The organism is Legionella clemsonensis (assembly GCF_002240035.1).
Lineage (GTDB): Bacteria > Pseudomonadota > Gammaproteobacteria > Legionellales > Legionellaceae > Tatlockia > Tatlockia clemsonensis.
In genome coordinates this window covers 740,797-758,221 of the sequence record NZ_CP016397.1, presented here as the reverse complement: position 1 = coordinate 758,221, position 17,425 = coordinate 740,797, and the positions used below count along the sequence as shown (strand labels likewise).

The window sequence follows — 17,425 nt, the reverse complement described above, 5'->3', positions numbered from 1 at the left end:
TATCCCCTTAGATATAATGATCAATGAGTAAAAAAACAAATAACATCATTAAGTAAACGATAGAAAAGCGAAAAGTACGCATCGCTATCACTGCCTTTTCAGTTCGTAACAAAACAATAGCCCAGTATAAAAAACGGAGACCTAATAACAGCGCACCCGCCAAATATAACCAGCTACTCATGCCTACTATAAAAGGCAAAATACTAACAATTAGCAGCAAAATAGTATACAAAAGAACATTTAATTTAGTAAATGCAACACCATGGGTGACTGGCAGCATGGGGATCTCTGCATTTTTATATTCTTCAAAGCGATAAATCGCCAAAGCCCAAAAATGCGGAGGTGTCCAGGTGAAGATAATTAACACCAATAACAGCGCTTGGGGATCCAGTTGATTAGTTACTGCCGTCCAACCTAATAAAGGAGGCGCCGCTCCAGCCAAGCCTCCAATTACAATATTTTGTGGCGTGGCTCGCTTTAAGTAACCTGTGTAAATACCTGCATAGCCAATTAGGGTCACAAAAGTCAGCATCGCCGTAAGGCTGTTGACAAATACTGTTAGAATTATTAGTCCCAGTGTACCTAATAAAAAAGCAAAATAAAGGGCTTGCTTCACTGAGACACGCCCTTGAGCAACCGGTCTTTTACTGGTACGAGCCATGATTGCATCAATACGTTTATCGACCAGGTGATTAATAGCCGCAGCACTGCCAGCACAACAGGCTATACCCAAAAGCGCGGTAATCAGTGTGCAGAGAGAAATCCATCCGGGAGACGCCAGATACATCCCTACGATCACGGTAAGTAACATGAGTGCTACCACGCGCGGTTTGCAAAGCTCCATATAATCACGCCAATTTACATTGAACTTGGCATTACATTTAGGACGCATTAGCAGGTCTCCCCTGGGTAAGGTATAGCATCATTAGCATGGTTGCCAATAACAATGCTGCCACACCGTTATGAGCTACAGCAACCCACAAAGGCAACAAATAAATAACGTTGGCAATCCCAAGGCAAAATTGCACAATCAACAGTAATATGGCGAATAAAGCGCAACGATGTAGCATTTTTTCCGAGGTTTTTGCCAGACAGAACAGCGATAATACCAGCACATAGGCTGCAGTAATAATTGCGCCCAGGCGATGAATGTATTGAATAGTCATCCTTACCTCATTATCAAGAAGACCACCCTGATAATTTTCACCTACTGGCGTCAATAAATTAAAACCCTCTGCAAGATGTAAAGGCGGAAACCATTGCCCATTGCATTGGGGAAAACCAACACAAGCGATACCAGCATAGTTTGAACTTACCCATCCTCCCAAAGCTATTTGCAAAAACACAATTGCCACACCAAGGCCAATCCAAAAACACCATCGAGGAAGCGTGGTAGATTTCACTGCACTTAGCTGCAAGCGAAAACAGCTTAAACAGGAAAAAATAGCAATACCACCTAGTAAATGCCCCATTACAACGACGGGTAAGAGTTTTAATGTGACAGTCCACATCCCTAAGGCTGCTTGAAATAAAACTAAAAGGACCATGATTGCTGGCAATTGCCAGGGTAATTTCATGCCTTGCCTGCGTCTTAACAAACTCCCACCTGCAATAAAAAATATTAATAGCCCTAACGTACCTGCTGCATAACGATGCATCATTTCAGTCCAGGCTTTTCTTGCTTCGATGGGTATCTGCGGATATTGGTACTGTGCCGATGCCAAGGCATGTTGATTCTTTGGCAACACCATATGACCATAGCACCCAGGCCAATCGGGACATCCCAATCCTGCATCAGTCAGGCGGGTATAAGCACCCAGCATTACTACAAATAAGGCCAAAATTACAGCTATCGTTGCAGCCCCTCGGATGAATCTAACGTCTTTTTGCTCAGCCATTCGTTTTTTCCACGCTTAATAAGTGTTTAATGTCATGAAATATTGCCTCAGGTTTCGCATCCAACGCATAGGTCAGAATAAGATAACTCGCAGGATTGGCAATAAACACTTGCGGTTTTGTCTGTAAAATTTTAACCTTTTTTTGCTCATCCAAAGACAATTGGCGCACTTGAATGTCTTCTTTTTTCAACAAATTCAGTAAGGATCCAGGAAGTGTGGCTTTATCATCGGTTATTAGCCATTGTTCTACTTTATACAAGTGCCGCCCCAAAGCGAGACGAATTCTTGCCAACTTGTCAAGCTGCTCGCGACAATTCTTGTTGCAAACCGTGGGATTCCAAAGAATAAGATGCCATTTATCCTTCTCATTCATTTCGACAAACTGAACAGGTGGCGTCAGAAGTTTTCCTCGATTGGTTGTTGAAGTTCCAAGCCATTGAGGGTGGGAAAAAAATAGATAAGCAGTTATCCCGGGTGCTGCAAATACCACCATTAACAGGATTAAAATAAAAGACTTACGTAGGGTCATTTTCATTCAATTTTTTAAAATTTAGTGCAACAAATAAAATAAAACAGACAAAAGCCAAAGCAAACCATTGTACTGCATAGGCATAATGACGCTCCGGAGGCATTGCAACGATTGCCCACTCTCGCACATAACCATGAGCTTCTGCTTTGTCGAGGCGAATGATAAACGGATAGAGCGTTTTATGCAAAAGTTGACTGAGTAAATCTGTATCAATACGTTCTATCAGAATGATATTTTGTTTTTTTTCAAACGCAGCTCCCATAAGCCAGTTTTTAGAGGGGTAATAAACATTGCCTGCAATGTTTAAAACTTCATCAGGTACTTTAGGCGAAGGAAATGTTTGTCTCGAAAGCTCACCTGCCATCCACCCTCGATCGACTAACACCACAGAACCTGATGACAGCAGCAATGGCGTAAGAATATTATAACCGAATTGATGTTGATAATGCTGGTTATCCAATAAAATTGTCTTTGGCAGAAATTTCCCTGTAACCACTATTCGTTGATATTGCTTTGGCAAGGGCACGCCAGGCTGCCACAAAACAGGCGATGCCGTGGAAAATCGAGCTTGTGTGGTCAACATTTGCTTTTTTTCCTGGGCTCGATGTAATTGCCAAAATCCTAAACGGCTAAAGAATAGTATGCCGATACAGGTTAAAACTGCCATTTTCCAATTTGGCGTGAAACGACGATTAAAACAGGTTAAACTCAACATTCTTTCTTCTATTAGTAGTGAAGTTCGCAATAGCACTTAAAATGTGGAGTATAACAAATGTTTACTAAAGCTATCATCCTTATTGTGATGCTCATTATTTTGATCGCACTAGGAAGCAGCCTGATTTTTCTGGTCAAGGATGAAGGCAAAACCAAACGTACTGTCAAAGCATTAACCTGGCGTATTGGATTATCATTAGTCTTATTTTTATTTCTATTTTTGGCCTTCAGTATGGGTTGGATTCAACCGCATTCTATTTGAAAAATATTTCAGTTATAAGCAAGGGAGCACTTAGTTGGGCTTTATATTCTTTTGGAACGCTCAATGGTGTTAACCTACTACTTGAATGGTTATGATGATTAAGCTCCCGCTATAATTCTTAAAATCCTGTTAACTATAATGGGTAAATTTACCTATTTCATTTTTTTATCACATTACTCAAACTATCTACATTTAGGAAATTCTTAGTTCCTGCAAGAAACCAAAGTATCTTTATTTATGTAACTGTCGAATTGGAAATTAAAAGGAAGTAACTATGTTTCGATTACTCGCTAAAAACAATACCAATATTCCCACTAGCAAAATAAAAAGAGAGTCTCAGATAACATTTAAATTTCTGGATTTACAATTACGACTTTCAAATGCCTATTTAGCCATTATTAAAGCGAGTCAAGATGCGTTTTATCTAAAATCATTATTAAAAAAATACCAAATACTATCAAGTGAATTTTATTCAACAAACCCTAAAATCAATAAAGAATATCAAGCAATCAATGTAGAAATATTTCTTAATAGCCCCTGGAAAAATTATGTCTATGAGAATATCGAATCCCAGGGAAATATTGTGGATAAGACAGCAATTAATAGGGAAGTTTTCACTAAGCAGGCTAACGCTGTTGAAGCTGTTCTTGCAGAATTAAAAAAAATACAAGAGAGATATGATGCGCTTAAACCCGAAATATTTGCAGAAGATAATGCTGAATTCGTTGAAAAACTTTTAAACACTATTACCTTAGCAAATAAATTAATAGACGTTTTTAAGGGTGAAAAAATAAAATCTTATAAAAAAATAATTGATTTAATTATTAAAAAAGCTTCTTTTAAATCAGATAATAATAAAATTATAAGGAAAAAACCTCTTAGCACACCTAAAGCAAGAGCAGCTTCTGCTAAAATAAGAAAGATTGAATTTGATAAAATAATATCAAGATTAATCTATGCATCAAGAGACATTGCATCACCTATTATTAACTTTTTAAATCAAGATATTGCTCACGATAAATTAGAACAACAATTTACTCGTTTTATGTCAATTATAATAGAAATTGATAAATTGCAATGCATGAATAAGAATGATGAATTTCTTGAAAATTTAAAAAATTTTACAGCTGAACTTAATGAATTTTTAGCAGTAATTAACAAAGGAAAAAGTAGTGATCCGAAGATAAATTTAACACAAAATCTTATTATTCAAATGATTAGCTTACAATTAAATCCGCTTCTCCCTTTGAACAACATGAAACCCTCCTTCACTAGCGAGCAATCTGCGCATAAAATAATAACAGAATTTAAAAAAACCGTTATCAGAATCAATAAAAATAGCCTAAATGAAGAAGAGATTCAATTAATAGTCTCTATCTTTAATAAATTCCAATCTTCCCTATTTTACTACGGGGAGCTGGCTACACATTTTTTTCAAAATCTCAATAAACTTGGCGACAATATCCTCGCTGAGTTACGCAAGTTAAAAACTACATCAAAAAACACAGAAATCCATAAAGTGCTTGATGAAGTTGAAATGATAGTTGGCGGGCTTAAACGTAATGCGATGCTTATAGAGTTAGGAGCCTATGCAAGATATCAACAGGCAGCTTTAATACAGAGTTATATTTTAATTGAGTCGCAAAAAAGAACCATTAAAATATTAGGGGCTACTACCTCTGATTTTACCAATTATTTTACTTATCTCACATTATTTCTTAATGAGGTGCTATTAAAAAATAGTTTAGTCTCAATTGATGTTCTCACAGACTTACAAATCCTATATGACATGAGCATGAAACCAGCAACATTAATACAACAGGCTGAAGTGCGTAAGAAATATTATGCGTTAGTTACTACCCCACTTCTTAAATTAATATTTGAAATGGCCATTATAGGAAAATTTACAAGGCAAAATTTAAACGAATCGAGCATTGAGGTTGAAGAGGGAAGCACTTCCTATTTTTCGCCATCAGATTACTCTCTCAGCGAAGTTTCCACGTTTAAGGAGGAATCAACAACTGATCAGGAAATAAAAGAGTTAACCAAAAAAGAAAAATCCCGAGAAAAATTATCAAACAATGAATTTTCTTCGCTAAATCTTTTAATTCCAGAGCTCACTTTTAATACTTCCACCACGCCAGATTTAATTGAAAAAAACGCAAGAGAGATATTGGATGCAATGCCTCAGTCTGATTTCACTATTGCGAGACCTTCAAGGCTTAATAGTGTAAAGGTATTTGAGCTATTTGGAAGAAGAGGAACTATATCTGAAGAAACATCGTCAACAGGAAGTCCGAGAACTCTTTCTGATATCCCTTCAGCGGAAACTCCGCGGGCTATTTCTCGCTCCCTCTCCTCAAGAAATAATTTCTTTTTTAAAACGGAACAAAGAAAGCATTCAGAAAATGAGCCATCTAATAATCAACCAGAAAGTCATTTTTAAGTAGCTTCATTAATTCAGTCGTCAGGGCAAGATCAACCTATTTTGAATTAATTTCACACGAGTATCTTGCACAAATTACCGTCATCCTGAGCAAAGCGAAGGATCCCCAGCAGATAAAATCCCGCTCTTTGAATGAAAAGATCCTTCAAGCGACGATGTCGCTTTCAGGATGACGTGGGTCGGAGTCTTTTTGTCTATTTACATCTCGTCATCCAGAATGCGGCAAAGCCGCATGAAGGATTGTAAGTCTAAAAGTGGTTATATTAGGAACTAAGAGGGTTGCCCTTTGCAAAAACAAAGGGCGCGGGCATGAGCGACCGTTGAGGGATTGGTTTAACCAACCGCGGAGATCATGGTACTCTAGCCCAGCTCTCGAAACGTTTGAATAGTTGCTTGGGTCTGATTACACACCCGCTTACAATCCTAACGATTTTTATTTCGAGGCTATGATGCCATTGTACAATAATTTTGTAGGTGTTGATATTGGGAAGTTTAGTTTCGTAGTAGCAGTTGCCAATGCAAGATTAAAACCTTTAGTTACTGGGGCTTGATCAACTTGCTTAAAAAAATATTTTTTAGACTTATAATTTCTCGCTTCACGTATCATGGGTGTGATTAAAATAGCTCAAGTCCACCGGCGTCATTTGCGAGAAGCGTAGCGACGAAGCAATTCCGAGATACGAAGCAAGAAATCTGATGCTTAATGGATATCAACATAAATAAAATCTTCAGCCTGGATTTATTAAGCAATAGAGTGGTGTAAAGTTAGTTTACGGGTTCTATGCGGATAGGCTTTCAGTCATTACTCAACCCAACAAATTTAAAGAGGTTCAAGAAAGAAAAAATTGATTTTAACCCAAAGCATAAATTGCGATGGTTAGATTTTACGAAATTTAATCCAAAACACATTGCTCCTTGCTTCGCATCCCTGGATTGCTTCGTCGCTACGCTTCTCGCAATGAGGCCGGGGGGATTGAGCGCAATTTTAATCAACCCAAGTCATCGTCAATTCAGCTCCCGAACAATGTGAAGGGGGAAACATGGTTGATGACGCCTTGTTGCTTATAATTTAGATAAAGTATGATTTTGCCCTGATTCAGTCGTTGATAACGATAATTTTTTTTGTAAATTCTTGACAGCATTAATTTGGCCTCTCTACACTATTCTGCTGAGAGAAAGCCATTAACTGTTAACATGCGTTTAAGCTATCAAGCTATGACTAACGAAAGGAATTGTTATGGATAAAAAAAAATTAACCGGTGCAGCATTAGCTGTTGGCGCAGCAGCAATGTTCTCAATCGCTCCAGTATTTGCTTCCTCTGCCTCTGATGCTTCAAATGCACAAATTCAGTGTAAAGGGGTTAATTCTTGCAAAGGTCAAAGCGCTTGTAAAACCGCTACAAACGCTTGTAAAGGTGAAAATTCCTGCAAAGGTCAGGGTATTACTATGATGACTAAAGAGGAATGTGAAAAATCGGGTGGTACCGTTGTTGACTCATCAAATAGTGATGACTCCAACCACTCCTCCTCTGAGCAATAATGATTAGTCAGGTAGTCTAGACTCTATCTGACTACTTACTACTAAAAGCAGTGCACTATGGCTTCTTCTATACCGCAAAAGTTACCCTATCTTGGTTTTGGTCTGGGATTACGGCCCGAACATTATGAAGAAATTTTGCAAACCTCTCCAGCCATTGATTGGTTTGAAATAATTACCGAAAACTATTTAATTCCTGGCGGAAAACCGCTTTATTTTTTGGATAAGATTCGCGAAAACTATCCTGTGGTGATGCATGGTGTCTCCTTATCCCTTGGCACTACTGACGCGCTTAATTGGGACTACCTCAAACAAGTTAAAGAACTAGTCACACGTATCGAACCTCAATGGATTTCAGATCATCTATGCTGGACAGGAATTAATGGTTTTAACCTACACGATTTATTGCCCCTTCCCTATACGCTGGATGCTATTGAACATGTTGTTGCGCGCATTCACGTAATACAGGATTATTTTGGCCAGCAAATTCTCATTGAAAACGTTTCCAGCTATCTTAGCTATAAAGAATCCGAAATGAGCGAGTGGGCCTTTATTTCCGAAATAACCAACCGCACAGGATGCTACCTGCTATGTGATGTCAATAATATTTACGTAAGCTCGGTTAACCATGGGTTTGATGCCTTGGACTATTTAAACGGTATTCCTGCGGCACGGGTGGCACAAATTCACCTAGCTGGACACTCCAATTTCGGTGATTATATTATTGACACACATGATGCTCCTGTTATTCAGCCCGTTTGGGAGTTGTATGCTGAAGCAATTAAACGTTTCGGTTTAATCTCTACGATGATAGAACGGGATGGTAATATTCCCCCACTAGCGGAACTACTGCTGGAATTGAGCCAAGCAAAAAAAATAGCCAGCACCGTTAACGAGTCAGTCCTATGAATACTCTATTCCATTTGCAGGAGATGTTTCAAAATTATTTGCTTTCTGGTTCTAAAGCCATAGAGCAAGCTGTCGTTGACTCAGAAAAAGTATCAGCGGCAAAACGGCTTAATATTTATCGCAACGCCTATTACATTCGGCTATTGGAATGTCTTGCAAGTAATTTTCCCATGCTAAGAGAGTATGTGGGTCTTGAGGCTTTTCAGGAAATTGGTCGTGCCTATCTTGAAAAAAATCCTTCCTCCTATCGCTCAATTCGTTGGTTTGGCGATAGCTTTAGTACTTATCTAAAAAGTATAGAGGAAGACTGTCTGGCTGAATTAGCTCAATTTGAATGGAGTCTGACTTTGGCCTTCGATGCAGCTGATGCACGGGTTGTAACCATTGAAGAAATGGCCAATGTGGCACCAGAGCATTGGGCGACAATGACCTTCGCCCCCCATCCTTCCTTGCAACAAAAGCATTTTTATTGGAATATAGTGCCTATATGGCAAGCTATTGCTAATGATCAACCCCTGCCAAAACCCGTAAAAAAGGCAGAAGCCATCACGTGGGTAGTATGGCGCAGCAATTATAGGAGTCGTTTTTATTCTCTGGCTGAGGATGAATGCTGGGCGATGAGAGCAATGATTCAGGGGGCAAATTTTGGGGAAATCTGCACCGGATTAGGTGAATGGCATGATGAGGAACAGGTTGGTATGCAAGCAGCGTCCCTATTGAAGAGTTGGATACAATCGGAATTATTATCGGAAATTAAACTTAAACAGGAGTTGTCATGAAACAAAAAGAATTGCTCGTTGCTTCCGCTATTACCGCCTTCCTCACTTTAACTGCTGCCGATGCAGTAGTAGCCAATGAAAAACCATCAACACAAATTACTGAAAAATGTTATGGTGTAGTCAAAGCGGGAATGAATGATTGCGCTACAGCAACTGCTTCCTGTGCAGGTTCCTCGACGAAAGACAATCAAGCTGATGCCTATATTTTTCTTCCCAAAGGGATTTGTGAGAGACTCGTCGGCGGCCGCTTAACAGCTGACAGTAAATCAGACTCTTAAATGAATACTGAAATATGCAGGGAGTTGTTATGATAAGGAATTTCATCCGGCTTTTTTTGTCTAGTATTCTATTATTACCCGTTTTTTCTTTCTCTGCTTTCTGTGCTGAAAAACTGATTCTGGATAATCAGCACAGTTATGTCCTCTGGCAAGTTAAACATTTAGGCTTTTCTACTCAATCCGGCAAATGGTATGTCAACGGCACATTGATTTTAGATAAAGAAAAACCTGAAAACAGTAAAGTGGAGGCAACGATTAAAATTGCTGATATGGTTACCGGCATAGCGGAATTGGACAAGCACTTAAAAGCAAAACTTTTTTTTGATGCACAACGTTTTCCAACGGCTACTTTTGTCAGTAACAAAGTGGAGGTCGTTTCAGACAATTCAGCCAAAGTCTCAGGAATGTTAACCTTACATGGAGTATCCAAGCCAGTCGTTTTAGACGTCACCTTAAATAAAGTGGGTAAAAACCCCATCAATGAGAGAATGACTGTGGGATTTAGTGCCACCACTACCATCAACCGCTCCGATTTCGGTATAAATGCCTTTATTCCTAAAGTAGGTGATGAGGTCAAAATTACAATTGAAGCTGAAGCTTATAAAGCAGATGAAGCTTCCAAGACAGTAACAGACAATCAGGCTAACAGTAATGCTGCTAAAAAACAGTGAAAAGGAATATGGACTTGTCAGTATTTTCTTTCATTGGCTGATAGCTATTTTAATGATTAGCCTTATAATCCTTGGACTTTATATGGTAAGGCTTCCAATTAGTCTGCAAAAGCTCAAGCTTTATGGCTGGCACAAAGAATTTGGCTTTATGGTGTTGGGGCTGGCCGTTCTAAGATTGCTTTGGCGCTGGATTAATATCTCACCCTCACTGTTATTACCTGCTTGGGAGAAATTTGCTGCCCGGACTGTTCATTGGATTTTTTACGGTTTGATGTTCGCCCTGCCGATTACAGGGTGGTTAATTACTTCGGCAGCAGGTCTACCAGCCTCCTTTTTTGGGCTAGTAACTTTACCGGACCTAATTTTGCCCAATGAAGAGTTAAGACCGGCCTTTGAAGAGCTCCATAAATGGTTAGCTTATGGTTTAATTGTTTTTATTGCCCTACATACCGCTGCCGCCTTAAAACATCATTTCATCAATAAAGATGACATTCTGCGGAGAATGATGCCATGATAACTCATTCCTTAAAGCTATTGACCGGTTTATTTTTGGTGTTTACAGCAACATTAATTCATGCTGCTGTCAGTGAATGGGAAATTATTCCCAGTGAAAGTAAACTCAGCTTTACTGCCACACAAAATAACGCGCCAGCCTCAGGTGAATTCAAAAGATTTTCCGGCACTATTTTAGTAGATCCAGAAAATTATAAAGCAAGCAGTATCACCATTACTGTGGACATGACTTCACTATCAGCATCCTATATCGATTTAAAAGAGACCCTTGTTACCTCGGATTGGTTTAATGTTAAACACTTCCCCACGGCTGAATTTAAGTCCAACACATTCAATAAAATAGACAATAACACTTATGAAGCAAACGGTATATTAACCATCCGGAATAAGTCCGCACCAGTAAAATTAGTATTTACTGCCAATGAAACTTCTCCAGGAAAGGCATTGGTCGAAGGAGAATCCATCATAAAGCGTAGTACTTTTGGCGTCGGCCAAGGTGAATGGGCAAGTACCGAAGAAATTAAAGATGAGGTTAAAATAAATTTTAAAATTGTAGCTAAAAAGAAATCTTAAACTCCTTAAACAGCTTGAAACTTGGACAATACAAGTCCAATTTCAGACTCTAAAATAGTAAGTAATGATTTAATGCTTAATCTTCCTTTAATTTTTTAATAGTATAATTTTTGCAAATGCTTATATTATTTAGTATATCAAATGAAAATACTTCACTTAACCAATCCTCAAACCGTAAATGCCTGTACTTTAATTAGTTTGGGGGTTATCAAGGCCCTATTAAATACCCAAAATGAATTAGCAAGCCAAGCAGAAATTATCAACGCGCATCGGTGGGCAGAAGATGAATATAAGAAGCGATTTTTCAGGGTGGACGATGGCGAAGGTTTATTAGAAACTGCCGCTTACCAACTTTATTTCGTTGATTACTTTAACCTTCCGAACCTTGTTGAGCTACTTGCACCTGTTAGCGCTCACGACGTTACTCATCTAATAGAAAATCGTGATGCCCTTCGAGAAGATGGCATTTTGACGGAAGCGTTTTATAGTTTCAATTTTGACGCAATTGAGGCAATTAGAAAGGTTATTCCAAAGGGATGGATTGATTGGTCGACAATTACCGAAAAAGAATTGCAGCAGCTATTACCTAAAAATAATCAACCCTCCTTACGCGAGCAACTTAGAGAAATCATTAATCAGTTAAAGAACTTTCAAGGAATCACTATTCGTATGGAAGGTCATACCATTCCATTGGTGAAACGAGAAAATATTTATTATAGTTATGACTCACTAACCGGTGATCTTTCTTCTACAGAAAATATAGAAGAAATGGTCACTCATATTGATCAAAAAATTAAAACCAATGGAGTAAAAGGCTGCACTCTCTATTTCTTTACTCCACAGCATCCCTTAATGGCGCAGATTAGTAATCCTCTTCTACAAACAGAGACCGTGAATGAAGCACGTCAATCTCTTACCAGCTTAGCTCTTGAGCAAAAAATCATTATTGAGGACGAGCCCCTAACGATTGATTTTAAAGAGAATCACAATAAATTATTGGACATCATAGCGCAGCTTAAAAAGAATATATCTGCTCAAGCGAATGGACGTAAAACCAACACTTATAGTCAATGGAAAGTAAATTTATTGAATGCCATTAAAAACAATTTAGATACAGAAGATCAACTAACGCAGGAAACCCAACAACACTACATCGAAGCTATTCGAGCTGTTTGTGCTCAGAAAAGAAATATTTTACATTTTTGGTCAACCCCCCATAGCATGGCTGAGTTTGAAGAATTGTTACAAGAAAAGGAGTTAGATGGATATCCATCAAAAATAGAAACTGGCTTTTTTTAAATAGACGAATGCCTAAAGTTATCTATCAAACACTCTTCTCTTGCGCTCGTCAGTGCAACAGGATTACGAAAAACCTCAAGTTTTTGTTTTAATTTTTCAGTAATTCTGTCTATTAGTACCAAACATGCTTTTGCAAAAATGGCTCAATTTTTTATATAATGCAATAATTTTATTCAACCATAAAAAAACCATGCTCAACTATTTTTTATCCCTTAATTTTTTTAAAAAACCGGGACAGCAAACTACTTATTCATCTCTGCACGTATTAGAAACATCTTACTTAAAGCAAGAACACCCTACCTTGCCATCCCCAATTACCCCAGAATATATCAAAGAAAATGGCTTTCTATCATCAAATACCGAAAAAGAGAAATATCTATTCCACATGGCTTTTCACAGTGGGGATAATGAGAAAATTTCCAATAAATCGCCATTGAATCAATCCACTCCAGGTGCTGTTTTAATTAATCGAAACAGGCAGAAAATTTATAAAATCTATCAACCAGAAACAGCTATGGAGAAATTAACAAGGAAGGAAGTATCAAGCACCTTTGGGATTAGAAAAACAGCAAAGGGGGTTATTGGGCAGGGAGGATTTGGCAAGATATCCATTTGTCAAAATTTAATCTCAGGACAGTGGCATGCTGTTAAGGTAATAAAAAAAACTCACTCTGAGCAATTCAGCACAGCAATAGGTCTCAATAAGTTAGTTCAGCCTAATGAAATCGAATTCTTAAAAGAGCAGAATTTATTCATTGATTGTATTGAAACAACCGATAAATTTTATATTATTCAAAAATTAATTGAAGGAGAAAATTTAATTATCTACTATCCCTATTCTAAGCAAAGTAATGTCGATCTTATTCACCATTTTTTTGAAATTACCGAGGGGATGCTCGAGGCCGTTATGGAATTTCACAAAAAAGGATGTCTTCATCGAGACATTAGTCCTGATAACTTTCTCTATGCACCCAAGGAGCGTAAAGTTTATTTAATTGACTTTGGGTTTGCGCTTAAATTACCTAAAGACAGTAACGGTATCTCTGAACATGCTCTATGCGGTAAAGATACCTATTTAGCCCCTGAGCTTAGAGACAGAAGAAAAAATAAGAGTGCTGTACATTATACTTATGCGTCTGATATCTATGCTTTAGGTATCACTATTCAAGTGCTGGTTAACCGCTTACCTAATCGGGTACGCAATTCTAAGTGTCTTATTGCACTTGAAAAAATTGCTGGGGAAATGACTGATTATAGACTTGCTCTTCCTGCTGCTCTTAGAAAGATCAAAGAAATTCATGCAATGAATCTAGAAGAAGATAGTAAACCCATAGAAGATACACCGTCCTATCCATGGCAAGAGCCATCACCAATAGCAATTAATTGGGGAGGTTTTTTTCAACGTGGTAACCGTGATAGCAGTCCAGTAAAAGGTATTGAAGTGAAACCATAAGCCCAGGGTATCGGGAAAAAAATCACCTGCACTGAACTTCCCTTGTTCTTTCCCGATGATGCTTGCTTTTAAAGGAACCAGGGCAATCGCAACAATCCCTGCTCTGCAGTTGACGTTAAATTATCAAGGCATATGGAGCCGTGATGCAATTACTCAATCACCATTTACGAACAATTAAATTATTTTGTACAGACTTAACTCCAGGAACTTTTGAAGCTACATCCCCTGCAGTATCACTTTGACGAATTGTTTTCACATAGCCACTTAACATCACATTTCCCTGATGTGTTTCAACATGTATAGGAATACCGGCCAAATTTATGTTATTCATCATGGCCTGATTGACGGAAGAAGTAATCGCGTCATCTGAAAAGCGTGGAGCGAATAGATTGCCACTGGTTAACATTTGACAACCAGCCATACCAATCAAACTTATACTTATCAATGCGATGCAACAATATCTTCTCATTATTTCTCCTCATTATGCAGAGACTAGTAGCATAACTTATCTGCACCTAACCTAACAGCCATAGAATTATCTTAAATTTTTCTTCTCACCACCAGGAGCATTATTACGACTATCCCCGACTGAATTAACTTATAGCTTTTGAGCAAGAAGCCTTTTCAAATGCTCAATTTCTTCTAACAATTCCAATGCCAATCCTGCACCTGCCCAATTAACCCCCAGATCCCGATTTAATCGTAAAACAGTACCAATATTTTTAACTGCTTCACTGTCAAACAGCAGCTCCTCTTTTTCATCCCTTTGCGGCGTTACAATTCCCTCATCAATAATTTCCAGGATCAGTTCTTTTGATACACCATAAGAACAAGAGATTTCGCGTAATGACAAGTAAAACCAATCCTCGCATTCTAAAGCTACTGGTTTCTTCGTTTTTTTAGTCATTAGCGCACTCCTAAATGCTCTCGAGGATTAAACGGTATGGTACTGGCAAGCTGCTCATATAATCTGTTTGCTTGCTCATTTTCAACCTGCGGTATCCTTATTTGTAAAATAATATACTGATCACCAGGTGGATTGCCTGGTAACCCCCGTCCTTTAAGTCGCATCTTTTTACCTGTTTGAGACAGTTTGGGAATTTTTAAATGGACAGGGCCTCCTAGGGTCGGCACTTCCACTGTAGCACCTAAAGCAGCTTCCCAGGGAGTTATGGGTAAGTTTAAATGAATATCTTTTTTATGAAGATGAAAGAAGGGATGATGAGTGAACTCAATTTCAATGTAGAGATCTCCCGCTTGCTTACCTGGGCCTCTTCCCCCTTGCCCCTTTAAACGAATTTGTTGCTTGTTAACAATTCCTTTGGGAATTTTTATTCTTACTGAGCGCGTTTCATAGCTAACATGGCCATGTTGGTCAGCAACGGGCGTTTGTAGCTGTAAATTTTTTTCAGCACCGTGAAAGCTTTCTTCAAGCGTGATATTAAGTTTGGCATGAATATCCTGACCCTGATCATAAAAAGAGGCTTGTTGATGAAAGCGATCTCTGAAAATACTATTAAGAAAATCCTCAAATCCCGACCTTTCTGCTTCATCAAAATGGTGATAATAGTGCTGCTTTTCACCTTGAGCCCCATAGCCCTGTTGCCCCTGTTCTTTCCAATATTGACCATAACGGTCATATTTGGCTCTTTTCTCAGGATCTTTTAATACCTCATAAGCCTCACCCAGCTCTTTAAATTTTGCTTCTGCGTTGGCTTCCTTGCTTACATCAGGATGATATTTTCGCGCAAGTTTCCGGTATGCACGTTTGATATCCTCAGAGCTTGCATTTCTATCAAGTCCCATTATCTGATAATAGTCTTTGTATTCCATAACTTAACTAATAAAAATATTCTTATTCCTTTGTAACGGTTGCCAGTACACTTGTCAAATTTTAACTTGTACCTCACTTATACATTTTCATTAAATTTGGCACATTTTACCCATATACTTAAGATTCTCTTAAGCTTGGTAAGTTATTTTACTCCTAAATTTGAAAAGATGTTTTTTAATATGATTGAAGTTAACGTTTGGATGCCGACAACAAAGCTTTTTGGTAAACGAATTAAAAGCGCTTTGGGTTCATTTTTTTCTGCAGCATTTAACGAAAATGCAGGACACGTCAATTTTTTGTTGACAGTACCCGAAGGAACAGCAGCCTTTCAAAAAATGGAAGCTCGCCACTATGACCTCACCGTTGAAAAAAGTGTAATGATTGTAGGACAGTCTTTTCCGGAAAAGCCTGTATTAGGGCTTCCATCAGCAGGAACACTGAAATTTTGGCAACCCCAAAAAATCAGAGTTAATGGGGTAACCCATAGTTTTTGGCCAGCGAAAAGCAGTAAAAAAAGTGTTTTTCAGGATATTTTATATTTTATGCATTTGCTACCCAGAGCGAAGGGCGTTCCTTCTGAAATTGCCAGTCATGAAGAAGATATGGAAAGAGAAGCTTTGCCAAAAGAACGCTTCTGTATTAAGCATAATGTACTTTTAGACTCCACTGGTAGGGAAAAAAAGGGATTAACTCCTTTGCAAAAGGAGAAGCTAAAAAATCAAGAATTGGCAATAAAAGTAAATGAATTAGAAGTTGCTCTTGAGAAAAAAGAAAAGCTGCAGCAAGAGATACATCATTTAATTTCCAGGAAGGAAGACTTACTAGCGCAAATCACCGATGTAGAACAAGCATATTCCAATAAAAATTCTCAACAAAACGATGAACTTTATGATCAGTATGAAAAACTACAACAACAAGAAAAATTTCTTCTGCGTAAACTTAGCTATTTGGAAAAAATCGAAAATTTTGACGAGCAGACTCTCAATGAGCATCTTAAACTTCATGAGCAATTGTTTACCCTTAGGCAACAAAAATCAACAATTGAAATGCAAACAGAGGTCATGGAACAATTACTGCGGACTGAAAATGAGCAGCATCAAACCAATTTAAATAATTTACAGAGCACTTTGCAGCTATTGTTAGCAGAAATTAACGCTGCTCAAAATAGTTTAAACGATTTGGAAGCAGAAATCCTTCAGGGGCAAACGATAGGCAAAATCACTGGGTTAAAAGCGCTGCATAAAATGCAAGTCGATGCTTTACAAAGAGAAGAAAATTTTCGAGCCCAAAATAAAGTAACAACAGGAAAAATGCCGGATCATACCGTCAAGCTTCCCACAAAAGATAGTGGCCTCGTTTTTTATGTTGATGAAGAGTTGGTACTGGAAGCTATGCAAGATGAACAAAAGAAAAATTATAGCTTTATTCATTCAAACTGTGCTGCCAGTGCCAAACGCTGTCTTTTGGCAGGGATTATGCCGATTAAAAAACAGTTAATCTCTGATGCAGGCTTTACAGAAGATGATTTTATCGTGCATACGCCAGAGACCTGTAAATCCATGCGTGCCTGGATGAAAAAACTGGAAGGTGGATTAACCAAGCTAAACTCTGCAAAGCGTATTTTAGAGAGCGCAGCTGATGACCATCCTTACTCCAGTAGCTCATCCTTACCCGGATTGTGCTGAATACATGCACAAATCCCCATGTAGTAGCTTCTTTTCAACCCGACC

Annotated in this window: 19 protein-coding genes; 12 read left to right on the top strand and 7 right to left on the bottom strand. The window is 38.2% G+C overall.

What is annotated here, in order from left to right; all coding sequences use genetic code 11:
- Positions 1-7: 7 nt before the first annotated feature.
- The 4 genes from cyoE to clem_RS03295 are packed head-to-tail and all read right to left on the bottom strand — an operon-like array spanning position 8 to position 3,142.
- Positions 8-892: a heme o synthase gene (cyoE, locus tag clem_RS03310; protein ID WP_094090313.1), complete on the bottom strand. Its 885-nt coding sequence runs from the start codon at positions 890-892 to the stop codon at positions 8-10.
- Positions 882-1,898, bottom strand: a complete 1,017-nt coding sequence (locus tag clem_RS03305; RefSeq protein WP_094090312.1) for a COX15/CtaA family protein — start codon at positions 1,896-1,898, stop codon at positions 882-884. The genes cyoE and clem_RS03305 overlap by 11 nt, the downstream gene beginning before the upstream one ends.
- Positions 1,891-2,433, bottom strand: a complete 543-nt coding sequence (locus clem_RS03300) for a hypothetical protein (protein WP_094090311.1) — start codon at positions 2,431-2,433, stop codon at positions 1,891-1,893. The genes clem_RS03305 and clem_RS03300 overlap by 8 nt, the downstream gene beginning before the upstream one ends.
- Positions 2,414-3,142 carry an SURF1 family protein gene (locus clem_RS03295; RefSeq protein WP_094090310.1) on the bottom strand — a complete coding sequence of 243 codons (729 nt, stop codon included), beginning with the start codon at positions 3,140-3,142 and terminating at the stop codon, positions 2,414-2,416. The genes clem_RS03300 and clem_RS03295 overlap by 20 nt, the downstream gene beginning before the upstream one ends.
- 57 nt (positions 3,143-3,199) lie before the next feature.
- Here clem_RS03295 and clem_RS03290 point away from each other — a divergent pair, with 57 nt between their 5' ends.
- The 11 genes from clem_RS03290 to clem_RS03240 all read left to right on the top strand — a co-directional run bounded on the left by clem_RS03290 (position 3,200) and on the right by clem_RS03240 (position 13,861).
- Positions 3,200-3,403, top strand: coding sequence for a twin transmembrane helix small protein (locus tag clem_RS03290; protein WP_094090309.1), 204 nt, complete (start codon positions 3,200-3,202; stop codon positions 3,401-3,403).
- 274 nt (positions 3,404-3,677) lie between these two features.
- Positions 3,678-5,849, top strand: coding sequence for a hypothetical protein (locus clem_RS03285; RefSeq protein WP_094090308.1), 2,172 nt, complete (start codon positions 3,678-3,680; stop codon positions 5,847-5,849).
- 1,237 nt (positions 5,850-7,086) lie between these two features.
- Positions 7,087-7,389: a BufA2 family periplasmic bufferin-type metallophore gene (gene bufA2, locus clem_RS03280; protein WP_094090307.1), complete on the top strand. Its 303-nt coding sequence runs from the start codon at positions 7,087-7,089 to the stop codon at positions 7,387-7,389.
- Between the two features lie 57 nt (positions 7,390-7,446).
- On the top strand, positions 7,447-8,295 hold the full coding sequence (bufB, locus tag clem_RS03275) for an MNIO family bufferin maturase (RefSeq protein ID WP_094090306.1): 849 nt from the start codon (positions 7,447-7,449) through the stop codon (positions 8,293-8,295).
- The gene (locus clem_RS03270; protein ID WP_094090305.1) at positions 8,292-9,074 is read left to right on the top strand and encodes an HvfC/BufC N-terminal domain-containing protein; all 783 of its coding nucleotides are present in this window, start codon (positions 8,292-8,294) and stop codon (positions 9,072-9,074) included. The genes bufB and clem_RS03270 overlap by 4 nt, the downstream gene beginning before the upstream one ends.
- Positions 9,071-9,352 (top strand): BufA1 family periplasmic bufferin-type metallophore, encoded by a 282-nt coding sequence (locus clem_RS03265; RefSeq protein WP_094090304.1) that lies wholly within the window; start codon positions 9,071-9,073, stop codon positions 9,350-9,352. The genes clem_RS03270 and clem_RS03265 overlap by 4 nt, the downstream gene beginning before the upstream one ends.
- Positions 9,353-9,381: 29 nt before the next feature.
- Complete coding sequence (locus tag clem_RS03260) at positions 9,382-10,023, top strand: YceI family protein (protein ID WP_094090303.1); 642 nt, start codon at positions 9,382-9,384, stop codon at positions 10,021-10,023.
- Positions 10,004-10,537, top strand: coding sequence for a cytochrome b (locus tag clem_RS03255; protein WP_094090302.1), 534 nt, complete (start codon positions 10,004-10,006; stop codon positions 10,535-10,537). The genes clem_RS03260 and clem_RS03255 overlap by 20 nt, the downstream gene beginning before the upstream one ends.
- The gene (locus tag clem_RS03250; protein WP_094090301.1) at positions 10,534-11,109 is read left to right on the top strand and encodes a YceI family protein; all 576 of its coding nucleotides are present in this window, start codon (positions 10,534-10,536) and stop codon (positions 11,107-11,109) included. Before clem_RS03255 ends, clem_RS03250 begins: the two co-directional genes overlap by 4 nt.
- 141 nt (positions 11,110-11,250) lie before the next feature.
- Positions 11,251-12,408: a hypothetical protein gene (locus clem_RS03245; protein WP_094090300.1), complete on the top strand. Its 1,158-nt coding sequence runs from the start codon at positions 11,251-11,253 to the stop codon at positions 12,406-12,408.
- Positions 12,409-12,598: 190 nt separating this feature from the next.
- Entirely contained in the window at positions 12,599-13,861 is a 1,263-nt protein-coding gene (locus tag clem_RS03240) for a protein kinase family protein (RefSeq protein ID WP_232505546.1), read from the top strand.
- Positions 13,862-14,018: 157 nt separating this feature from the next.
- On the opposite strand, the gene clem_RS03235 is transcribed toward clem_RS03240, so the two are convergent.
- From clem_RS03235 to clem_RS03225, 3 genes are all read right to left on the bottom strand, one after another.
- A complete protein-coding gene (locus tag clem_RS03235; protein ID WP_094090298.1) occupies positions 14,019-14,330 on the bottom strand; it encodes a BON domain-containing protein in 312 nt (103 codons plus the stop codon).
- A 129-nt stretch (positions 14,331-14,459) separates the two neighbouring features.
- The gene (locus clem_RS03230) at positions 14,460-14,768 is read right to left on the bottom strand and encodes a chaperone modulator CbpM (RefSeq protein WP_094090297.1); all 309 of its coding nucleotides are present in this window, start codon (positions 14,766-14,768) and stop codon (positions 14,460-14,462) included.
- On the bottom strand, positions 14,768-15,694 hold the full coding sequence (locus clem_RS03225; protein ID WP_094090296.1) for a DnaJ C-terminal domain-containing protein: 927 nt from the start codon (positions 15,692-15,694) through the stop codon (positions 14,768-14,770). Before clem_RS03225 ends, clem_RS03230 begins: the two co-directional genes overlap by 1 nt.
- A 180-nt stretch (positions 15,695-15,874) precedes the next feature.
- On the opposite strand from clem_RS03225, the gene clem_RS03220 reads away from it, so the two are divergent.
- Positions 15,875-17,380: a hypothetical protein gene (locus clem_RS03220; RefSeq protein WP_094090295.1), complete on the top strand. Its 1,506-nt coding sequence runs from the start codon at positions 15,875-15,877 to the stop codon at positions 17,378-17,380.
- Positions 17,381-17,425: the final 45 nt, after the last annotated feature.

What these genes read in the sequence shown, in the direction of transcription:
- cyoE (WP_094090313.1), bottom strand. Translation starts at nt 892, where the DNA reads ATGCGTCCTAAATGTAATGCCAAGTTCAATGTAAATTGGCGTGATTAT.
- clem_RS03305 (WP_094090312.1), bottom strand. Translation starts at nt 1,898, where the DNA reads ATGGCTGAGCAAAAAGACGTTAGATTCATCCGAGGGGCTGCAACGATA.
- clem_RS03300 (WP_094090311.1), bottom strand. Translation starts at nt 2,433, where the DNA reads ATGAAAATGACCCTACGTAAGTCTTTTATTTTAATCCTGTTAATGGTG.
- clem_RS03295 (WP_094090310.1), bottom strand. Translation starts at nt 3,142, where the DNA reads ATGTTGAGTTTAACCTGTTTTAATCGTCGTTTCACGCCAAATTGGAAA.
- clem_RS03290 (WP_094090309.1), top strand. Translation starts at nt 3,200, where the DNA reads ATGTTTACTAAAGCTATCATCCTTATTGTGATGCTCATTATTTTGATC.
- clem_RS03285 (WP_094090308.1), top strand. Translation starts at nt 3,678, where the DNA reads ATGTTTCGATTACTCGCTAAAAACAATACCAATATTCCCACTAGCAAA.
- bufA2 (WP_094090307.1), top strand. Translation starts at nt 7,087, where the DNA reads ATGGATAAAAAAAAATTAACCGGTGCAGCATTAGCTGTTGGCGCAGCA.
- bufB (WP_094090306.1), top strand. Translation starts at nt 7,447, where the DNA reads ATGGCTTCTTCTATACCGCAAAAGTTACCCTATCTTGGTTTTGGTCTG.
- clem_RS03270 (WP_094090305.1), top strand. Translation starts at nt 8,292, where the DNA reads ATGAATACTCTATTCCATTTGCAGGAGATGTTTCAAAATTATTTGCTT.
- clem_RS03265 (WP_094090304.1), top strand. Translation starts at nt 9,071, where the DNA reads ATGAAACAAAAAGAATTGCTCGTTGCTTCCGCTATTACCGCCTTCCTC.
- clem_RS03260 (WP_094090303.1), top strand. Translation starts at nt 9,382, where the DNA reads ATGATAAGGAATTTCATCCGGCTTTTTTTGTCTAGTATTCTATTATTA.
- clem_RS03255 (WP_094090302.1), top strand. Translation starts at nt 10,004, where the DNA reads ATGCTGCTAAAAAACAGTGAAAAGGAATATGGACTTGTCAGTATTTTC.
- clem_RS03250 (WP_094090301.1), top strand. Translation starts at nt 10,534, where the DNA reads ATGATAACTCATTCCTTAAAGCTATTGACCGGTTTATTTTTGGTGTTT.
- clem_RS03245 (WP_094090300.1), top strand. Translation starts at nt 11,251, where the DNA reads ATGAAAATACTTCACTTAACCAATCCTCAAACCGTAAATGCCTGTACT.
- clem_RS03240 (WP_232505546.1), top strand. Translation starts at nt 12,599, where the DNA reads ATGCTCAACTATTTTTTATCCCTTAATTTTTTTAAAAAACCGGGACAG.
- clem_RS03235 (WP_094090298.1), bottom strand. Translation starts at nt 14,330, where the DNA reads ATGAGAAGATATTGTTGCATCGCATTGATAAGTATAAGTTTGATTGGT.
- clem_RS03230 (WP_094090297.1), bottom strand. Translation starts at nt 14,768, where the DNA reads ATGACTAAAAAAACGAAGAAACCAGTAGCTTTAGAATGCGAGGATTGG.
- clem_RS03225 (WP_094090296.1), bottom strand. Translation starts at nt 15,694, where the DNA reads ATGGAATACAAAGACTATTATCAGATAATGGGACTTGATAGAAATGCA.
- clem_RS03220 (WP_094090295.1), top strand. Translation starts at nt 15,875, where the DNA reads ATGATTGAAGTTAACGTTTGGATGCCGACAACAAAGCTTTTTGGTAAA.